Below are 18,078 nucleotides of genomic sequence, written 5' to 3' on the forward strand. Positions count from 1 at the left end.
TGCGCCTGAGCCCGGGCCGGCGACTGTGCCCGGTCGGGTGCCTGAGGCCAGGCAGGCGCCCTACTTGCCCTTGACGGTCAGCGTGCCGCCGCTTTCGGAGACCTCGTACTTCGGCAGCGGCTCCTCGGCCGGACCGGAGATCACCTCTCCGGTGGTCACCGAGAAGTTCGAGGAATGGCACGGGCAGATGATGGCCTCCTCGGTGATGCGAGTGACCTGGCAGCCCTGGTGGGTGCACACCGATGAGAATGCGAAGAACTCGCCCTCCTTCGGCTGAGTGATCACGTAGGTGTCCTCGATGACGGTGCCGGATCCCACGGGCACGTCTGAGGCCGACAGGCTCGAGTCCTTGGTCGGCTCCGCATCCTCGTCGGACGAACACGCCGAGGTGGCCGCCACCGAGCCGCCGATGACCGCCACCGTTCCGGCCACGCCCGCTGTCTTCATCACACGTCGTCGGGTCGGATCCGCCGTTGCGGTCGATTCGACTTCGGCGGGGCTGCTCGGGGTCGTCGTCATCGGAATCTGCTCCTTCTCGCGGGTGCGCACAATCCGCCATGCCGCCAACAGACATGGACTCGTAAGTTCCAGCGTACAATCGCAGTCGGTTCACCGCCTGCAGGTACCTGTCAGGATCGAATGGCACCAGACCGGTCCTCGGACGATCGGGGCGGCGATGGGTGCGGTGGGCCGCCTCGGCGAGGGACGATTTCAACCGGAAAAGGGGCGCGGCAGTGGCCGACGAGACGGCAGCACACCAGCGGCGCCCGGATCCGCGCATCGCGACGGGATGGGGCCTGGCCGCCTCGGTGTACGTATTCACCGTCGTCATGATGGGCACCACGATGCCCACGCCCCTCTACCCGCTCTATGAGGAGCGGTTCGGGTTCGGCACCGCATTCACCACTCAGCTCTTCGCAATCTACGTGGTCGGGGTCATCGGCGCGCTCGTCCTCTTCGGTCGCCTCTCCGACGGACTGGGTAGACGGCCGGTGCTCAGCCTCGGGGTGATCTTCTCGATCGCCTCGGCGGTGCTCTTCCTCATCGGATCCCACATCGGCCTGCTGCTGACCGGCCGAGTCCTGTCCGGTCTGGCCGCGGGGATCTTCACGTCGACCGCCACCGTCACCGTGCTCGAGAACGCGCCCGCCGGGCGCGAACGACTCGCCGGATCCTTGGCCACGGCGGCGAATATAGGCGGCCTCGGACTCGGGATCCTGTCGTCCGGACTGCTCGCCCGCTTCGCCCCCGCTCCCCTGCTCACGCCGTTCCTCGTCAACGCGCTCATGCTCGCCATCGCCGGGTTCGCGCTCATGCTCGTGCGGGACCGCACGCGGGGCGGGGCAACCTCCGTCCGGTTGCAGCTGCCGGGGATTCCCGCCTCGGCGAGGCACATGTTCCTAGCCGCCTCACCTGGGGCGATCACCGGCTTCGCGGTGTGCGGGCTGTATTCGGCGATCGCGCCGAGCTTCATCGGTCAGACCCTGCACGTGACGTCGACCGCGGTCACCGGTGCTGTTGTGTTCCTTCTCTTCGGCGCCTCGGCGACGGCGCAGGTGCTGCTGCGCGGGTTCAGCGACCGTCGACTCATCGTCGGCGGGACCGTGACCATGATCGTGAGCATGGGTGCTCTCGTCTTCGCACTCATGGCGGGGTCGCTGCCGGTGCTCATCGCCTCCGCAGCGTTGGCCGGTGCCGGGCAGGGGCTCGTGTTCATGACCGGGATGCGCGCGATCATCGCGGTGACCGCGCCCGAGCACCGCACCGAGGCAACCACCTCGTACTTCATCCTCGCGTACGTGTTCATATCTCGGTGCCGGCGATCGGTGCCGGATTCCTCGCCGCCGAGGTGGGACTGGCGAATGCGACCGTCATCTTCGCCGTCGCAGTGGCCGTGGTGTGCGTGTTTGGACTCGTCGCGGCACGGAGGTTCGCGGGCCGTTAGGTGGAGGGCCTCCGGGTGCTGGGGTGTCTGAGCCAGGTCCCTGGACCGTCGGGTGACGGGTAGCTGGACTGGCGAGGCCGTTGGGGCCGTTGGGCCTGTTGGGCCTGTTGGGGCCGTTGGGCCTGTTGGGCCTGTTGGTGCCGGGTTCGCACGGAGCAGCGCGGCGGACGTCGGCCAGAGGCCTGATTTCCGGAGATCTGCCTCCCCGCTCCCGAGAAATGGTCACTTTCGGATAGTCCCCGGAAAATGTAGGTCATCATCGGATACTTTCAGCGCTTCGAAGTATCCGATGGTGACCCATATTTCTCGGCTGGTCCCATCTCCGCTCTCCCACACCTCGACTTGTCGCACCGGGACCTCGGTTTGTTTCCTCTGAGGTCTCAAACCCCTTCTCCGTAGTCCCGTCTCCGATGGAGGTTCGGGTCAGTGACGTGAACTAGGGTGGGTGCCATGACCTCCGCAGCCACGACCTCCGCCCTCGATGTCCTCCACGATGTCTTCGGCTATGAGGAGTTCCGGGGTCAGCAGGCGGCCATCGTCGACCAGGTCGTCGGCGGCGGGGATGCGGTCGTACTCATGCCCACCGGCGGCGGAAAATCCCTGTGCTATCAGATTCCTGCCCTGGTCAGGCCCGGTACAGGTGTCGTCATCTCCCCACTCATTGCGCTCATGGCCGATCAGGTCGCGGCGCTGGAGAACCTCGGCGTGCGGGCGGCCTATCTCAACTCGTCCCTCGATTTCGAGACCGCCCAGCAGGTCGAACAGCAGCTGCTCGCCGGAGAGATCGACCTGCTCTACCTCGCGCCCGAGCGTCTCGTCCTGCCGCGGACGATGCGACTGCTCGAGCTGGCACAGATCTCCCTGTTCGCCATCGACGAAGCCCACTGCGTGTCCCAATGGGGACATGACTTCCGCAGCGACTATCTGGGACTCGGCGTCTTGGCCGAACGATTCCCAGATGTCCCGCGCATCGCACTGACGGCCACGGCCACGCCGGCCACCCACGCCGAACTCACCGAACGACTCCACCTCCAGGATGCCGAGCACTTCGTCGCGAGCTTCGACCGACCCAACATCACCTACCGGATCGAGCCGAAAGCCTCGGCGAGATCGCAGCTGCTCAACTTCATCACCACCGAACACCCCGGGGATTCGGGCATCGTCTACTGTCTGTCCCGGCGCGGGGTCGATCAGCTGGCCGAAGCACTCGTCGCCCGCGGCCTCACGGCCCTGCCGTACCACGCAGGGCTTCCCGCCGAGGTGCGCGCGGAGAACCAGGCGAGGTTCCTCCGCGAGGACGGCATCGTCATGGTCGCCACCATCGCCTTCGGCATGGGCATCGACAAACCCGACGTCCGCTTCGTCGCCCACCTCGACCTGCCGCGGTCGGTCGAAGGCTACTACCAGGAGACCGGTCGAGCCGGCCGCGATGGACTGCCCGCGGATGCGTGGATGGTCTACGGCCTCGGCGATGTCGTCTCCCAACGCCGACTCATCGAATCCGGCGAGGGCGACCAGGTGTTCAAACGCCGCCAGATGAGCCACCTCGATTCGATGCTCGCCCTCTGCGAGACAGTCGACTGCCGACGTGTGCAGCTGCTGCGGTACTTCGATGAGGAATCCGCACCGTGCGGCAACTGCGACACCTGCATGACACCCCCAGTGACCTGGGACGCGACCGTGGCCGTGCAGAAGCTTCTGTCCGCCGTCATCCGGCTCGACCGGGAACGCGGGCAGCGCTTCGGTTCGGGCCAGGTCATCGACGTGCTGCGCGGCAACGACAACGACCGTTCCCGGGCCTCGGACCATGCGAGCCTGAGCGTCTGGGGCGTCGGCGACGACCTGTCCGAGAGCCAATGGAAGACCGTCATCCGCCAGGTGCTCGCCCGCGGACTCCTCGACTCCCATGGCGACTACGGAGTGCTCGTAGTCGGTGAGGCGGCCGGCCCCGTCCTGCGGGGAGAAGAGGAGATCTCACTGCGCGTCGACCCGGTGAAGAAGTCCGGAGGCAAGAAGGCCGGATCACGTCGCCGGGGCGACCCCGAAGTCGAACTCGACCCCGCCGATGCCTCCCTGTTCGAGGCCCTGCGCTCCTGGCGAGGAGAGCAGGCGAAGGAGCAGGGCGTGCCCGCCTATGTCGTGTTCCCCGATGCCACGCTCTACGGCATCGTCGAAGTCAAGCCGACGACGATCAGCGAACTCGGTCAGGTCAGCGGAGTGGGTCTGAAGAAGCTCGACCGCTACGGCGATTCCGTGCTCGAGGTGCTCGCCGCCCACGCAGGCTAGACGTCGTCAGCCCTCCTCACCTCCCATTTGCTACCTGACGGCGGCCCAGCAACCTGGCGCGAGGTTGCTGGGCCGCCGTCAGGTAGTTCTGAGGCGGTAGCCTGGAATGCAGACGAACCCACCGGTTCCCTCACCACGTGGAAGGCGACGATGACGACCCCTGACCGGACAGCCACCTCGGCGAATCCAACAGCAATCACCCGCGCGGACTGCGAACAACGCGATGCGAACGATCCCCTGCACGGCTTCCGCGAAGAGTTCCTGCTCCCGGAAGGCACGATCTACCTCGACGGGAACTCGCTCGGCCCGCGGACAAAAGGAGCCGCAGACCGCGCCCAGGAAGTCATCACCGACGAATGGGGCACCGGCCTCATCGGTTCATGGAACACCGCCGGCTGGTGGGACCTGCCCGCGAAGCTGGGTGAGAAGGTCGCCGGGCTAGTCGGCGGCGGGGCCGGGTCGACCGTCGTCACGGACACCACGTCGATCAACCTGTTCAAGGCCGCCTCGGCGGCGCTGAAGATGCAGGCCGAGGACTCCCCGAACCGGCGGGTCATCCTCACCCAGCGGGAGAACTTCCCCTCCGATATCTACATGCTTCAAGGTTTGGCCGAGCAGCTCGGCGACGGATACGAAGTCCGCCTCGTCGACGATGAGGAGGTCACCGCAGGATTCCCGACCACGATGTCCGACGAGGTGGCCCTCGTCGTCCTCACCCATGTCAACTACCGGACCGGTCGGCTCTTCGATATGGGCACGACCACCTCGGCGATCCAATCCGGCGGAGCCATGGTCATCTGGGATCTGTGCCATTCGGCCGGTGCTCTGCCGATCGATCTGGCCGGAACCGGTGCGGACATGGCGATCGGCTGCACGTACAAGTTCCTCAACGGCGGACCCGGCTCTCCCGCGTTCATCTGGGTCGCCGAGGCGCTGCAGAACCGATTCAGCCAACCTCTGTCGGGGTGGTGGTCGCATGCGCAGCCCTTCGATATGGCTCCGGACTATCGGCCGGCCGACGGTATCCGCCGGTACCTCACGGGCACGCAGGGAATCCTGTCGATGTCCGTGGCCGAGCTCGGCCTCGACATCCACTCGCGGGCGGACATGGAACAGGTCCGGGAGAAATCCCTGGCGCTGTCGGACCTGTTCATCGACCTCGTCGATGAGCGTGTGGCCGATCACCCGGTCGAGGTCGTCACCCCACGTGAGCACGCCCATCGCGGATCCCAGGTCTCGATCCGGCATCCGGAGGGGTTTGCGGTGATGAGCGCGCTCATCGAACGCGGAATCATCGGCGACTACCGCGAGCCGGAGGTGCTGCGGTTCGGACTGACTCCGCTCTACATCGGGTTCACCGAGGTGTGGGACACCGTCGAGGCCCTGCGCGACATCCTCGACAACCGGCTCTGGGACACCCCGGCGCACAAGGTCCGCGGCGCCGTCACCTGATTGCTACCCGACGGCAGCGCAGCAACCTGGCGCCAGGTATCTGGGCCGCCGTCACCGGCGTTGGAGCATGGCTGCTCAGGTGTCCGGAGCCGCAGAGGTTTCGACAGAGGTTTCGATGACCTCGGCGTTGACTCCGAAGTACGGTTCACCCGCCTCATTTCGCGGGCGGCTGGCGGCAAGCGTCTTGAGCAGATTGCTGCCCCGCTCCCCAGTGATCGGGTCGAGATCGAGGATGGCACACCGCGCAATCGGATCTCCGATCCGCACACGCAGAGCGCCGACGTCCGGCACGTTCACCGTCACATCCCGGCCTCGCCATGTCTCTTCGATGAAGGGTTCGTCCGCGTCGAGAACGAGGGTGGCACGGAAGCGGGCGGTCTCATCAAGCAGCTCGTGGTGACCGGACCGATCGGCGAGTTCTCGTATCGAAGCAGTCGTGACGATCGACAGGCCAGCTCCGTAGATCACATCTCCACGACGTGCGCGGGCCAGTCGCACCGGCTTTCCCAGCCACTCGGAGGCGAGCTGCGAATGCGGACCGTCGGTGAGTTCGAGGTCGACCGGTCGCTTCCAGTAAGAGCAGGTCAGGCGCTCACCCTGCCCGACTGACACTCCAGAGGCAGAGCGCCCGTCGGGCAAGGTGATCGTCAGTGTGTCGTCGACGAGGGAGGTGGTCATGCGAATGAGCCGTGGGTTCTGCACGGTCTTGAGCACCTGTCGTCGTTCGACATCGACGAAGCAGAACTCACGATCGCCGATCGGGCCGTGAGCGTCGACGGCTGCTCCAGGTCGGGCCTCGTGTCGTGTGCCTTTGACGTGGGCGAAACCGAGCGATGGCACACTGAATTCCGACGCCAGCGTCGGTGACGGCGGCGCAGATACCTGGCGCCAGGTTGCTGCGCCCCCGTCAGGTAGTAATTGCATGGGGGTTGCGGCCTCCTGTGATGGCGTAGGCGCCGATGGCCACCGCTCCGATGGCCAGGACCGTGCCGCCGATGATGACGGCTCCGGGAATCGTGGCGATCGTGCCGAGCACTCCCACGGTGACTCCGGAGAAGGTCTGCATCCCCGGCCCGAACGTCGCATAGGAGCCGATGACGCGACCGCGGATCTCAGGCGGCGCTTCGAGTTGGATGATGGCCATCTCGGTCGACTCGGCCGTGATCTTCGAGACCCCGGCGATGACGAGCAGGATGACCGCCACCCACAGGTGCGAGGTCAGGGCGAAGAGCAGTGCGCTCAGGCCCATCGCCGAGGCGGCCAGTGCCGCCGCAGCTGGGACGGCCCTGATCCACCCGGTCGCCTCGAGCCCGAACCCGCCGAGCACTCCGCCGGCGCCCATGGCGAAGAGCAGCACACCGTAGGTGAAGTCGCTGTCTCCACCGACCGGATTGAGGATGTCGCCGAACACCGGCATCGCCGTCTGCAGCACCGCCCCGATCGTCGTCGAGGCGAGCGCCGCCAGCAGCAGCATGCCGACGATCGCACGATTGTGGCGGACATCGATGAGCACCCGCAGCGACTGGATGAGGGTCGTCCGCGCGGTGCGCACACCTCCGCTGCGCAGATGTCCGGTGAAAGGGGTGCGGATGAGGAAGATCGTCAGCGGCAGGTAGAAGAGGATGTTGATGAAGATGCCCCATGTGGCGCCGACCCCGAGCAGCAGGGCGGAACCGACGACGGGACCGAAGAGGATGCCGAGGCTGCGGAAGGTCGCGTTGAGGCGGACCGCGCTCGGCAGCTCTTTCCGATCGACGAAGTCATGGAGCATCATCTGTTCGGCCGGGCCCCACAGACAACCGGCGAGTCCGTGGATGACGAGCAGCACGCAGGCCTGCCACAGCTGCAGGGAGTCGGTGAGGAAGAGGATCCCCCAGCACAGGGACACGACCATGAACATGATCTGCCCGATCTGGATGAGGCGGCGGCAGTCGAAACGTTCGGCCAGGGATCCCGCATAGACGGACAGCAGCAGGAACGGCAGCCAATGGCTGATGAGCTGGAACCCGACGAGCGCCGGGGATTCGAACTTCTGCCACAGCACCCAGTAGGTGATGACGTGCTCGATGTTGTCGCCCATCATCGCCGTACCCGACCCGACCAGATAGGGCGCAGTCTTCCAGCTGCGCAGGACGCTGAAACGGCGCGGACCCGCGGCACTGCCGCCACCCGCTCTGCCCGCGCCCGCTCTGCCCGCGCCAACCTTGCCGACGCCCACCTCGTCGCCGGAGATCTCGGAGGAATCGCTCACTCGCCTATTCTCACACCCGCAGAACAGACCGGCGCCGCGCTCTTGCCTGCTGGGATCGGAGCGAGGACAATGATCCTTGATCAAGGAGGATCATATGCCCACCGCTCAGCCGCCGTCATCCACTCGTCCGAACTCCGCCCTCGTCGTCATCGACGTCCAGAACGGGGTGATGCAGGCCGGTTGGAACTCCGAGTCAGTCATCTCCACGATCTCCGATCTCGTCGACCGCGCCCGGAACACCGGCACCGAGGTGGTCTGGGTCCGGCACAGCTCCGGTGAGCTGCCGCTCGATTCCCCGCAATGGCAGATCGTCGACACGCTCTCCCCCGCCGACGGCGAATCCATCATCGAAAAGACCCACGGCAACACTTTCGAGGACACGGACTTCGAGGAGGTGCTCGCCGGCAAGGACGTCGGCCATCTCGTTGTCACCGGTGCCCAATCGGACGCCTGCATACGGTCGACGATCCACGGCGGCTTCGCCCGCGGTTATGACGTCACCCTCGTCACCGACGCCCACACCACCGAGGATCTCACCGAGTGGGGCGCTCCCCCTCCGGAGCAGGTCGTGTCCCACACGAACCTGTACTGGCAGTTCGAATCCGGTCCCGGCCGGCAGGCACGGGTCCAGGAGTCGAGCGAGGTCGACTTCGCCAGACCGTGATCGACCCCGCTCCTGCAACCCCGCAAGTCTGCCATCATTGAGGCATGAGTGAAGACATCCGCAGCATCGAACTGACCCGCATCTCCGAGAACCACTACCGCGCCACCGCCCCAAGCGGAGCGAGCATCGAATTCGGTCGCGGCGAGGGCCTCATGACCCCCGTCGAGCTGCTCCTGGCCGCCGTCGCCGGCTGCTCATCGATCGACGTCGACACCGTGACCAGCCGTCACACCGAACCGACGAAGTTCGACGTCGCCGCGACCGCGGACAAGATCGACGAAGACGGGGCTTCCCGTGTGGACAACGTCCACCTCGACTTCGATCTCGCGTTCCCCGACGACGAGGAGGGCCGGAAGGCCGATGCCCGCATCGAACGCCTCGTCGGGCTCTCCCACGACAAGTACTGCACGGTCTCCCGCACCGTCGAACACCCCACGAAGGTCGACTTCAGCATCCGTCGCGACTGACGTCCCGATTCCGCGCGGCAGATCCTTCGCCGAGGCGGCCCGCCGTTCCTTGCAGACGTGATCGTCAGCTGTCGGCGAGCCGCTTCTTCTCGACCTCGACGTCGAAATCGGCGGCCGGCCACTGCGGGTCGATGTCGACCAGGGCGTCGAGCAGCAGCCGCTGCACGGCCAGCCTGGCGTACCATTTCCGGTTCGCGGGTACGACGAACCACGGCGCCGCCTCGGTGGAAGTGCGGTCGAAGACTGCCTGGTAGGCGTCCATGTAGTCCGGCCACAGGAGTCTCTCATCGACGTCTCCGGGGTTGTACTTCCAGTACTTGTCGGGCCGGTCGAGGCGTTCGGCCAGGCGCTCCTTCTGCTCGTCCGGGGAGATGTGGAGCATGACCTTGACGATGCGCACCCCTGCCGCGACCAGTTCGGCTTCGAAGTCGTTGATTGCTGTGTAGCGGCGCTCGATCTCGGCCTCGTCGGCGAGTTCGCGGACGCGGCCGATGAGCACATCCTCGTAGTGGGAGCGGTCGAAGACTCCGATCATGCCGGGCCCGGGCACGCGGGGGCGGATGCGCCAGAGGAAGTCGTGGGCGAGCTCCTCCTCGGTCGGCTTCTTGAAGGCGGCGAGTTCGACGCCCTGCGGGTCGACGGCACCGACGACGTGACGAACGATTCCGCCCTTGCCGGCAGTGTCCATGGCTTGGAGAACAAGGAGAACGGCAGGCCCGGAGTCCTCGTCATGGTGCGCGGCGAAGAGGCGCTCCTGCAGATCGCTCAGCTCGGTCGACAGCGCCTCGAGATCCTTCTTCCCCGATTTCTTGTCCCCGTCGTAGCCGGGCGTCGACTGCTGGTCGACCTCGCCGAGGCGGAATCCCTCCCCCACGCGCAGGAGTGGGGCAGGGTCGGTCGTCCAGTTGCTTCTCGGCTCACTCATGCGTTCATCTTTCCAGGTGGGAAAGGCCCCGTCTATACCGATGAGTCACCGTTGGACGTTCACCGCCTCGAGCCCCGCGGCGGACGCGGCGGCCGCTGAGGCCCGTCGATGCCCGGCAGCGGGCTCTCATTCGTCAGTCCACGCCGACGCCGATCCTCCAGGTACCTTTGGTAGTCCGCTTCGCGTTCGGCGGCGGTCATCTGCGGCGTGGCCTTGTCGATGACATTGCGCAGCATCGAAAGCACCGTCAGCGCCGCCAGCCCGAACAGCGACACAGCCACCCAGATCATCGTGGTGAGCAGGCTCGGCGGATTGTCGAAGACCCTCACACCGGCGAAGAGGATGAGGAAGACGAATCCGAGGTACGGCAGCAGGAGCCACAGCGCGACCTTATAGCCGCCGATCATCATCGGCATCATCATGCTGGTGCTCCAGGCCATTCCCCCGATGAAGAAGAGCAGGATGAGGAAGCAGCTCGCAGGATCGGTGTTGAGTTCCGCCGCAACCGTTCCGGGAACGGCCCGCTCGCCGAGGAAGAACGGCCAGACCAACGCCACCAGAGTGACGATCACGGCGGAGGCGACCACGCTGAGAAGGATCAGCGGGATGAGACCGTCACGCCGGAACCCGTCGTCTGAGCGTTTGTACTCCGTGAACAGGAACGGGAAGAGAAAGGCCATCCCGCCCGCACAGACCCCCATCCATACCGCGTCGGCCTCGATGACCTGGAAGTTCTGCTGCAGCATCAGCCCGGTCGAGGCGAGCCAGATGAGGAAGGTGAAGAAGAGCGCACCGAAGAATGAGATGCCCAAGACCCGCAGAAAGTCACGCGTCCATGTCGGGACCGGCTCCACCTCATGCAACGGAAGCGGTCCTGGTGGAGGCGGTCCGGCTGGTGTCTCGCTCATGATTTCATCGTCGCACAAGCACGGGCGACCGATGCCGGTATCGATGTTTCAGATCCGCCATCGCGGAACTCAACCGGTCAGACACCGTCCGACAAGCCGCGCCCTCAATCCGGTTTCCGGAACACTGACGGCAGCTTCTTCTTCACTCGACGACCGGTGTCCCGGTACGACCATTGCCGCATCGGCTGCGGCACCCGCCACTGCAGCTTCCAGGCGAGCATGCGGAAGCCGAAGGCGGCGGCCGCGATGATGAGTGAGGCGATGGCACCCAACAGCCCGGTCACCTCGGCGATGATCGTCAGTCCCGAACCGAACAGGGCGGGGATGAGGTAGAGGTCGGTGCCGCGGAAGATCGCCGGATCCTCACTGGCCACGGCGTCGCGCATGAGCCCGCCGCCGCACGCGGTCAGCGCCCCCATGAGCAGCGCCGCCGGATAGTTCGTCCCCGCCGAGAGCGCGATCGTCGTCCCGGTGACGCTGAAGAGGCCGAGACCCATCGCGTCGAAGGCGACGATCCAGATCCGTGCCCGGGAGATGTGGGATCCGATGATGTAGATGAGCAGGGTCGCGATCACCGGCGGAGCGAGGTAGATGGGTTGGCCGATGGCGTTGGGCACCCGGTCGAGGAGCACATCGCGGATCATTCCGCCGCCGATTCCCGTCATCGTGCCCAGCACCAGTCCGCCCGTGATGTCGAAATCGCGGCGGGCGGCCAGCAGCACTCCGGAGACCGCGAAGACGAACGTGCCGGTGAGGTCGAGCGCGAGGAACAGGAAGTCCTGCAGGTCCATCTCCACCTCGGCTCCTCTCATCGATCCGTGCCCGGCCCGGTGCCGAACGTGCTACCAGCCACTGTAATCCGCCGTTGGGCCCCCTGGACCTTTCTTCCCCGCCGAGGTGGCCGCGGAGTCCGACCGGCAACGCCCGAGTGCCGACTGAAGAGGCCCCGACTTCGCAGCCGGGGCCTGCTTTCGCCGAAGTGGGTGGAGAGTTCAGCTGAGCTGGAAGTTGTCCGGGTTCTTGTACGGTTCGATCTCGACGACCGGGGTGCCCTTGCCCATGAGCAGTTTGGAGATGGGGCAGCGAGCGTGGGCGCGGGCAGCGTACTTCTCGGCGTCGGTGTCCGAGACCCCTTCGATGGAGATGAACGCCTTCGGGGCGAAGTAGAAGCCGTTGCCGGAGGGTTCATTGTGCAGCTCGACCTCGACGCGCACGCGTGAGAGCGCCTCGATCTCATTGACCGCGAGGACGACCTTGAGCGTCTCGCCGAGGCAGGTCGACCAGGCCATGGCGAGGAACTGTTCCGGGTTGTTGCCTTCTTCGACCCGTGAGGTCGGGGCGGTGGGCAGGGTCTGGCCGTCTTCGACGCGCACCTCGCCCGAGGTGCCGCCGAGGTTCTCGACCTTCGCGGTGTAGATCGGCGCACTCGGGCTCTTCGGCTCATCCGCATCTCCGGTCGGAGCCTGCGGCTGGGCGTATCCGGGGTTCTCAGTCATTGCACCATGCTACGACAGGCGCGCAACAAGGTCACTGACGATTCAGTGAATGGTCAGTAACGAAAGCGCACAGACCCATCCACCGCGCCCGCGGCTCCGAATGATCACTATGAATCGGACAACCCGTGCAACCCACCGTTTCCGCGGCGCCGTGGCAGGCATCGTCGCCACCGTCATGATGTTCGGTCTCGCGGACCTCATCGCGCGTGCCTTCACCCCGAGTGCGGCACCCCTGCTCACCCTCGGTCAGGCGATCATCCCCCTGGCTCCCCCGGCAGCGATCAAACCCGTCATCGCCCTCTTCGGCGACAACGACAAGCTCGTCCTCGTCCTCTCCACCGGGCTCGGTGCGATCGTCCTCGCCGGTCTCATCGGAGCCCTGGCCGCCTCCCGCCGGCGTCTGGCCACGACGCTGCTGATCGTCGCCGGGCTCGTCCCGGTCATCGTCATCATCATCCGCCCCGAGGCGGGTGCCCTCGACCTCGTCCCCGCGCTCATCGGCTTCGCGGTCGGCATCACGGGCTTCATCCTGCTGCTGCGTCTCGGCCTACCGACATCCCCCGCCGAGGCGGCCGACCGTGCCGATGTCACGCGCGGTTCGCGGACGTCGGATCCCTTGAGCCGCCGCCGTTTCTTCGGCCTGGCCGGAGCCGTCGGGGCCATCGGGGCCGTCAGCATCGCCGCTGGTCAGACCATCGTCTCACTCACACAGGACGCCGGCGCCGCAGTGGCCAAGCTGGTCCTGCCTACCCCCGCGAAGAAGGCGGCCGCGATCCCCGCGGCCGCGAGCACCGACCTCGACGGCACTGTCCCCTTCGTCACCGAGGCCAAGGACTTCTACCGCATCGACACCGTGCTCTCACCACCGGTCATCGACCCGCAGCAGTGGTCCCTGCGCATCCACGGCATGGTCGAGAACGAAGTCACCCTGACGATGGACGAGCTCCTCGATCTGCCGCTCGAAGAACACCACATCACGCTCACCTGCGTGTCCAACCCCGTCGGCGGGGAACTCGTCGGCAACGCGACCTGGCTCGGCTATCCGGTGCGCGAACTCCTCGCCCGAGCCCGCCCGAGCGCTGATGCCGATATGGTCCTCTCCCATTCCTTCGACGGATTCACCGCCTCGACTCCCCTCGGTGCGCTGACCGATGACCGCGCCGCCCTGCTGGCGGTGGGAATGAACGGCGAACCGCTCACCCCGATCCACGGTTTCCCCGCCCGCCTCGTCGTTCCCGGGCTCTACGGTTTCGTCTCCGCAACGAAATGGGTGACCGAACTCGAGGTCACTCGCTTCGATGAGAAGACCGCCTATTGGACCGACCGTGGGTGGGATGCGAAGGCGCCCATCCTCGTCGCCTCCCGCATCGAGGTGCCGAGGCCCTTGGCCACGGTCCCGGCCGGAGACATCCAGGTCGGCGGAACCGCCTGGGCGCAGCATTCAGGGATCGACCGTGTCGAGGTCAAGCTCGACGACGGTGACTGGACGCAGGCGGATCTGGCCGAGGAGGTCACGATCGACACCTGGCGGCAGTGGCGGGCCGAATTCGCCGAGGTGGCTGCGGGCTCCCATACCCTCACCGTGCGTGCCACGGACAAGGACGGCACGGTGCAGACTTCGAAACGTCGGGAGTCGATCCCGAACTCGGCCACCGGGCACCACCACATCCAGTTCCGCGTCGAATGACCCCGCAGCCGCCTCGGCGAAGAAATTCTCATATTTCTTCCCCATCCACCCATCCGAACCCGAAACCGCACCGAATACCCAGTACACAGCGAGCAATGGAGACCACTTCACAGCTGTGGGATCATCCGCATCACTGTTTCTAAGGAGAAGAACAATGAAGACTCTGCTTCGCACACGCACCGCCACCATCCTCTCGGCCGGCGCCATCGGCCTGTTGGCCCTCAGCGGCTGCGGAATGGATTCAGGATCCGGCAGCGACGACTCCGGCTCGGAATCGGGCAGCTCCGAATCCCAGCCCGCTGACTCGAGCGAGTCCGAGATGCCCGACGAGTCCGGCGACTCCTCCATGGCCGATGCCGACCTCGTCGGCAAGGGCTGCTCGGCCTACGCCGAGGCGAACCCGGACGGGGCCGGATCCGTCGAAGGCATGGGCCAGGACCCGGTGGCCACTGCCGCGTCGAACAATCCGATGCTGACGACCCTGACGAAGGCGGTCTCGGGCGAACTCAACCCTGATGTCGACCTCGTCGACACCCTCAACGGTGACGAGTTCACGGTCATCGCCCCGGTCGACGACGCCTTCGCCGATGTGCCCAAGGACGACCTCGACGCCCTGGCCAAGGACTCGGACCAGCTGACGAAGGTCCTGACCTACCACGTCATCCCCGGTCAGCTCTCCCCCGATGAGATCGCCGGTGAGCACGAGACCGTCGAAGGATCGAAGGTGACCGTGACCGGTGAGGGCGAGGACATGAAGTTCGACGATGCCGGACTGGTCTGCGGCGGAGTCAAGACCGCCAACGCCACGGTCTACATGGTCGACTCCGTGATGATGCCGGAGAAGTGACCGGAACCTCCACAGTGAGAGAGCATCACAATGCAGCGGCCGGGAATCGATCAGCAGCACCAGGATCGGCTCCCGGCCGCCTTCGCATCCTCGACGGTCCCAGCGGCTTCGCACGAACGCCGGCTGACCGTCTCGGCAGCGCACGGCCCGACCGTTGCGCGCACCTCGTTCGACTCGCTCACCTGGGAAAGGTGTGATCGGTTTCTGCATGCATGGCATGATTGGGCAATGAGCTCTGATCACCAGCCGGCGGAAACCGCCGATCCCGGCGGAGCCCTGCTGATCCGCATCGCCGAGGGCGACCGGTCCGCATTCGAAGAGCTGTTCACCACGCACTCCCGCATCCTCATGGCCGTGATCGTCCGGATCGTCAAGAGCCGAACACTCGCCGAGGAGGTCCTGCAGGACTGCTTCACCGAGGTGTGGACGCGGTGTTCGGGATTCGACCCGACCCGAGGGACCGGCAGAGCATGGCTGGTCGCCCTGTGCCGCAGACGCGCCATCGACTGTGTACGCAGCGTTCAGTCCCAGCAGGACCGTGACCTCGCCGACGGACTGCGCACCTCCACCGAGGCGGTGGAAGGAGTCGAGCAGACCGTGCTCGACCGGGCGGAATCGGATCGCACGGTCTCCGCGTTGAAGATCCTCCCCGAAGATCAGAGCAGGCCCATCGTCATGGCCTTCTACCAGGGTCTGACCCATGCTCAGATCTCAGAGGATCTCCAGGTGCCGCTGGGTACCATCAAGTCACGGATCAGAGACGGAATGAAGAAGCTGCGAGAAGAGTTGGAGGCAAGCCGATGAGCACCGATCGTGACTATCTGGCGGCCGGGCTGGCCCTCGGCGGGCTCAGCGACTCAGAACTCGCCGAGGCTCAGGCGCTGGCCGATGCCGACGCCGAATTCCGTTCCGAAGTCGCCGCGTATGCCGACGTCATGGCCGACGCGGCCGAATCCGATGACCCGGTCGATGTCAGCTCGGCGACTCGAGAGGCGATTCTGTCGATTCCCGAGAGCCACCGGCAGGAGTCTGCACAGGTTTCGTCCCCCGCTGCCGAGTCTGAGACCTCCCCGGTCGCTGCGGATGCTGACAGGGACGCACCACCCGCCCCGACATCGCTGAGCGACCATCGGGAGTCCCGCCGATCCGACGCGCGCGCCCATGACAGCGATGAGCTGCGGTCCGGCCGCGGCTCCTGGCTGCCCTGGGCGGCGGCCGCGGCTGCGATCGTCGTCGCCGCAGGTCTCGGTGCGACCGTCTGGCAGCAGAATCAGCGGCAGAACGCTCTGGAAGAGGAGCTGGCAGCGACTCAGCAGCAGTTGGATGATTCTGCCCGTCTCATGGAGGCCAGTGATCTGCGTACGCACACCGAGAAGCTGCCCGAGGGCGGCTCTGTCACTGTTCTCTCTTCCAAGAGCGAGCAGCTCATCCGCCTCAGCCCCAAAGACATCGGACAGCCACCGGCCGGAAAGTCGATGCAGATGTGGGTCATCGGTGCCGACGGCCCGGAAAACGCCGGCCTGATGGCGGATGAGCCGGTGACCATCACCGGCGAAAAGTTCACCGACGGCAGCGTCTTCGGTATCACCGTCGAACCCGAGGGCGGTTCGAAGCAGCCGACCACGGATCCGATCGTCGCCATCGACCTCTGACAGCCGCGGGGAGTAAGCTTCCTGGCATCGGCGGCGAAGGAGCTGATATGTCCGATTTCGAGTGGGACCCGGAGACCTACCTGGCGCTCATGGCCGAAGAGATCCCAGACTACCCGCGCCTGCAGACCGAGGTGGCCGCTGCGGCAGCCACCGGAGCACCTGCGTCGATCCTCGATCTGGGCATCGGCAGCGGGCTGACCGCACAGCGCGTCCTCGAGGCACTCCCGGAGGCCGAGCTGCTCGGCATCGACGCGAGTTCCGAGATGCTTGCAGCCGCCGAAGCGACCCTCAACCCCGAACGCACCGAGCTGCGGATGGGTCGCCTCGAAGAACCGTTGCCGGACGGGCCTTTCGATCTCGTCATGTCGACTCTCGCCGTCCATCACCTCTCCGGCTCCGGCAAGGCCGACCTCTTCGTCCGCATCGCCGCGGTGCTCGAGCCCGGTGGGAGGTTCGTCCTCGGAGACCTCGTCGTGCCCGCCGATCCGGCGGACGTCGTCACTCCGATCGACTGGATCGATGACACTCCCAGTTCCCTCGATGAGCAGCTGACCTGGTTCGCCGAGGCGGGACTGACCACCCACGTGCACTGGCAGCACCGTGATCTGGCAGTCGTCGTCGCTGAAAAGCAGAGTTGAGAGACAGCGCTGAGGTCTCGGTTCCCCTGCTCCACCACCCGTGGGAGCACCACTCCGCGAATTCCCCACTGCGGCGGATACCGGCGGGGCACGGCACTGTCTAAGCCTTGATCCACCGATTCGCTTGATGGCAAGGGGCTCACTCGGATTCGAGTGCGAACGCGGTGCGAGGGCAGGAAGTAGTGTCCCGGTCTCTCACCGGTCTCTTCCACATAGATGATTCCCCGGGGTCTCCTCCAGACCCTGCGGCGTCGTGCTCGAGCAGGAGCGAATCGGTCAGGACAATGATCGTGTAGGTGGGCTCAGAGCCGCGTGCCAGAGTCGTGCGAATTCCGTCGCCCACGGCCACCGTCTCGGCAGGTGCACAATCAGCTTCCTGGCCCGGTGAGCGATCCGGGCCGGGATGCCGATGATCCGTGTCCGCAGCGTCTGAGCGCGCACTTTGCTCATCCGTCCACCGATGAGTCCGGCCGCAGCCCGCATCAGGTTGTGTGTGATCGCTGCGACTGCTACCCAGGCGGCGTTGGCGTTGAACACCCCAGAGGGCATATGTGCCAGGGCACCGTTCTTCAGCTCCGCATTGATCTGCTCGATGATCGCGTGCTTGCGGTGGATGTGATCAGCAGCGACGGTGTCGAAACGGTCTTTGTCCACCGTGGTGAAGAACGCGTGATAGCGGAACAAGTCGAACAATGGGTCCTGCCCGGCAGTGCGTTTGGTCTCGTTGAGTTCAGGGATGCGGCGGACCACCAAGCGGCCGGCGGCGTGCAGGGACTTCTTCTTCGAGGTGAATGCGGTGAACGGGACCTCGGCGACTTCGGCCTTCGAAATCCAGGCCCTGGTCTCTTCGTCGTAGATCG

Annotated in this window: 18 protein-coding genes; 10 read left to right on the forward strand and 8 right to left on the reverse strand. The window is 65.8% G+C overall.

What is annotated here, in order from left to right; translation table 11 throughout:
• Positions 1 to 60: 60 nt before the first annotated feature.
• Positions 61 to 519, reverse strand: coding sequence for a Rieske (2Fe-2S) protein (locus BLIN9172_RS07230; protein ID WP_101554440.1), 459 nt, complete (start codon positions 517 to 519; stop codon positions 61 to 63).
• Positions 520 to 734: 215 nt separating this feature from the next.
• Between BLIN9172_RS07230 and BLIN9172_RS07235 the strand changes: the two genes are divergently transcribed.
• From BLIN9172_RS07235 to kynU, 3 genes are all read left to right on the forward strand, one after another.
• Positions 735 to 1,976 (forward strand): MFS transporter, encoded by a 1,242-nt coding sequence (locus tag BLIN9172_RS07235; protein WP_205751029.1) that lies wholly within the window; start codon positions 735 to 737, stop codon positions 1,974 to 1,976.
• Positions 1,977 to 2,395: 419 nt separating this feature from the next.
• A complete protein-coding gene (gene recQ / locus BLIN9172_RS07240; protein ID WP_101554441.1) occupies positions 2,396 to 4,231 on the forward strand; it encodes a DNA helicase RecQ in 1,836 nt (611 codons plus the stop codon).
• Between the two features lie 150 nt (positions 4,232 to 4,381).
• Positions 4,382 to 5,683, forward strand: a complete 1,302-nt coding sequence (gene kynU / locus BLIN9172_RS07245; protein ID WP_101554442.1) for a kynureninase — start codon at positions 4,382 to 4,384, stop codon at positions 5,681 to 5,683.
• Between the two features lie 75 nt (positions 5,684 to 5,758).
• On the opposite strand, the gene BLIN9172_RS07250 is transcribed toward kynU, so the two are convergent.
• Positions 5,759 to 6,523, reverse strand: a complete 765-nt coding sequence (locus BLIN9172_RS07250) for an MOSC domain-containing protein (protein ID WP_240811988.1) — start codon at positions 6,521 to 6,523, stop codon at positions 5,759 to 5,761.
• Positions 6,524 to 6,590: 67 nt separating this feature from the next.
• On the reverse strand, positions 6,591 to 7,934 hold the full coding sequence (locus tag BLIN9172_RS07255) for an MFS transporter (protein ID WP_240811987.1): 1,344 nt from the start codon (positions 7,932 to 7,934) through the stop codon (positions 6,591 to 6,593).
• Positions 7,935 to 8,028: 94 nt separating this feature from the next.
• Here BLIN9172_RS07255 and BLIN9172_RS07260 point away from each other — a divergent pair, with 94 nt between their 5' ends.
• Positions 8,029 to 8,598: a cysteine hydrolase family protein gene (locus BLIN9172_RS07260; RefSeq protein WP_101554444.1), complete on the forward strand. Its 570-nt coding sequence runs from the start codon at positions 8,029 to 8,031 to the stop codon at positions 8,596 to 8,598.
• A gap of 44 nt (positions 8,599 to 8,642) precedes the next feature.
• A complete protein-coding gene (locus BLIN9172_RS07265; protein WP_101554445.1) occupies positions 8,643 to 9,065 on the forward strand; it encodes an OsmC family protein in 423 nt (140 codons plus the stop codon).
• Positions 9,066 to 9,129: 64 nt separating this feature from the next.
• On the opposite strand, the gene BLIN9172_RS07270 is transcribed toward BLIN9172_RS07265, so the two are convergent.
• The 4 genes from BLIN9172_RS07270 to BLIN9172_RS07285 all read right to left on the reverse strand — a co-directional run bounded on the left by BLIN9172_RS07270 (position 9,130) and on the right by BLIN9172_RS07285 (position 12,394).
• On the reverse strand, positions 9,130 to 9,990 hold the full coding sequence (locus BLIN9172_RS07270; RefSeq protein WP_101554446.1) for a PPK2 family polyphosphate kinase: 861 nt from the start codon (positions 9,988 to 9,990) through the stop codon (positions 9,130 to 9,132).
• Positions 9,991 to 10,049: 59 nt separating this feature from the next.
• Positions 10,050 to 10,898 carry a hypothetical protein gene (locus BLIN9172_RS07275; RefSeq protein ID WP_145997933.1) on the reverse strand — a complete coding sequence of 283 codons (849 nt, stop codon included), beginning with the start codon at positions 10,896 to 10,898 and terminating at the stop codon, positions 10,050 to 10,052.
• Between the two features lie 104 nt (positions 10,899 to 11,002).
• The gene (locus BLIN9172_RS07280) at positions 11,003 to 11,710 is read right to left on the reverse strand and encodes a trimeric intracellular cation channel family protein (protein ID WP_240811986.1); all 708 of its coding nucleotides are present in this window, start codon (positions 11,708 to 11,710) and stop codon (positions 11,003 to 11,005) included.
• Positions 11,711 to 11,890: 180 nt separating this feature from the next.
• Positions 11,891 to 12,394 carry an OsmC family protein gene (locus BLIN9172_RS07285; RefSeq protein ID WP_101554448.1) on the reverse strand — a complete coding sequence of 168 codons (504 nt, stop codon included), beginning with the start codon at positions 12,392 to 12,394 and terminating at the stop codon, positions 11,891 to 11,893.
• A 109-nt stretch (positions 12,395 to 12,503) separates the two neighbouring features.
• Here BLIN9172_RS07285 and BLIN9172_RS07290 point away from each other — a divergent pair, with 109 nt between their 5' ends.
• The 5 genes from BLIN9172_RS07290 (at position 12,504) to BLIN9172_RS07310 (ending at position 17,218) form a co-directional block, all read left to right on the forward strand.
• Entirely contained in the window at positions 12,504 to 14,081 is a 1,578-nt protein-coding gene (locus BLIN9172_RS07290; RefSeq protein ID WP_101554449.1) for a molybdopterin-dependent oxidoreductase, read from the forward strand.
• A gap of 154 nt (positions 14,082 to 14,235) precedes the next feature.
• Complete coding sequence (locus BLIN9172_RS07295; RefSeq protein WP_101554450.1) at positions 14,236 to 14,928, forward strand: fasciclin domain-containing protein; 693 nt, start codon at positions 14,236 to 14,238, stop codon at positions 14,926 to 14,928.
• Between the two features lie 228 nt (positions 14,929 to 15,156).
• Entirely contained in the window at positions 15,157 to 15,732 is a 576-nt protein-coding gene (locus BLIN9172_RS07300) for a sigma-70 family RNA polymerase sigma factor (protein WP_101554469.1), read from the forward strand.
• Positions 15,729 to 16,580: an anti-sigma factor gene (locus tag BLIN9172_RS07305; protein ID WP_101554451.1), complete on the forward strand. Its 852-nt coding sequence runs from the start codon at positions 15,729 to 15,731 to the stop codon at positions 16,578 to 16,580. The genes BLIN9172_RS07300 and BLIN9172_RS07305 overlap by 4 nt, the downstream gene beginning before the upstream one ends.
• A 47-nt stretch (positions 16,581 to 16,627) precedes the next feature.
• Entirely contained in the window at positions 16,628 to 17,218 is a 591-nt protein-coding gene (locus tag BLIN9172_RS07310) for a class I SAM-dependent methyltransferase (protein WP_101554452.1), read from the forward strand.
• Between the two features lie 276 nt (positions 17,219 to 17,494).
• Here BLIN9172_RS07310 and BLIN9172_RS07315 read toward each other — a convergent pair.
• Positions 17,495 to 18,078, reverse strand: a 584-nt coding sequence (locus BLIN9172_RS07315; RefSeq protein WP_180956946.1) for a transposase, incomplete at its 5' end; no start/stop codon positions are given.

The sequence above is a fragment of the Brevibacterium linens ATCC 9172 genome (genome assembly GCF_900169165.1).
Taxonomy (GTDB): domain Bacteria; phylum Actinomycetota; class Actinomycetes; order Actinomycetales; family Brevibacteriaceae; genus Brevibacterium; species Brevibacterium linens.

What these genes read in the sequence shown, in the direction of transcription:
- BLIN9172_RS07230 (WP_101554440.1), bottom strand. Translation starts at nt 519, where the DNA reads ATGACGACGACCCCGAGCAGCCCCGCCGAAGTCGAATCGACCGCAACG.
- recQ (WP_101554441.1), top strand. Translation starts at nt 2,396, where the DNA reads ATGACCTCCGCAGCCACGACCTCCGCCCTCGATGTCCTCCACGATGTC.
- kynU (WP_101554442.1), top strand. Translation starts at nt 4,382, where the DNA reads ATGACGACCCCTGACCGGACAGCCACCTCGGCGAATCCAACAGCAATC.
- BLIN9172_RS07260 (WP_101554444.1), top strand. Translation starts at nt 8,029, where the DNA reads ATGCCCACCGCTCAGCCGCCGTCATCCACTCGTCCGAACTCCGCCCTC.
- BLIN9172_RS07265 (WP_101554445.1), top strand. Translation starts at nt 8,643, where the DNA reads ATGAGTGAAGACATCCGCAGCATCGAACTGACCCGCATCTCCGAGAAC.
- BLIN9172_RS07270 (WP_101554446.1), bottom strand. Translation starts at nt 9,990, where the DNA reads ATGAGTGAGCCGAGAAGCAACTGGACGACCGACCCTGCCCCACTCCTG.
- BLIN9172_RS07275 (WP_145997933.1), bottom strand. Translation starts at nt 10,898, where the DNA reads ATGAGCGAGACACCAGCCGGACCGCCTCCACCAGGACCGCTTCCGTTG.
- BLIN9172_RS07280 (WP_240811986.1), bottom strand. Translation starts at nt 11,710, where the DNA reads ATGAGAGGAGCCGAGGTGGAGATGGACCTGCAGGACTTCCTGTTCCTC.
- BLIN9172_RS07285 (WP_101554448.1), bottom strand. Translation starts at nt 12,394, where the DNA reads ATGACTGAGAACCCCGGATACGCCCAGCCGCAGGCTCCGACCGGAGAT.
- BLIN9172_RS07290 (WP_101554449.1), top strand. Translation starts at nt 12,504, where the DNA reads ATGAATCGGACAACCCGTGCAACCCACCGTTTCCGCGGCGCCGTGGCA.
- BLIN9172_RS07295 (WP_101554450.1), top strand. Translation starts at nt 14,236, where the DNA reads ATGAAGACTCTGCTTCGCACACGCACCGCCACCATCCTCTCGGCCGGC.
- BLIN9172_RS07300 (WP_101554469.1), top strand. Translation starts at nt 15,157, where the DNA reads ATGAGCTCTGATCACCAGCCGGCGGAAACCGCCGATCCCGGCGGAGCC.
- BLIN9172_RS07305 (WP_101554451.1), top strand. Translation starts at nt 15,729, where the DNA reads ATGAGCACCGATCGTGACTATCTGGCGGCCGGGCTGGCCCTCGGCGGG.
- BLIN9172_RS07310 (WP_101554452.1), top strand. Translation starts at nt 16,628, where the DNA reads ATGTCCGATTTCGAGTGGGACCCGGAGACCTACCTGGCGCTCATGGCC.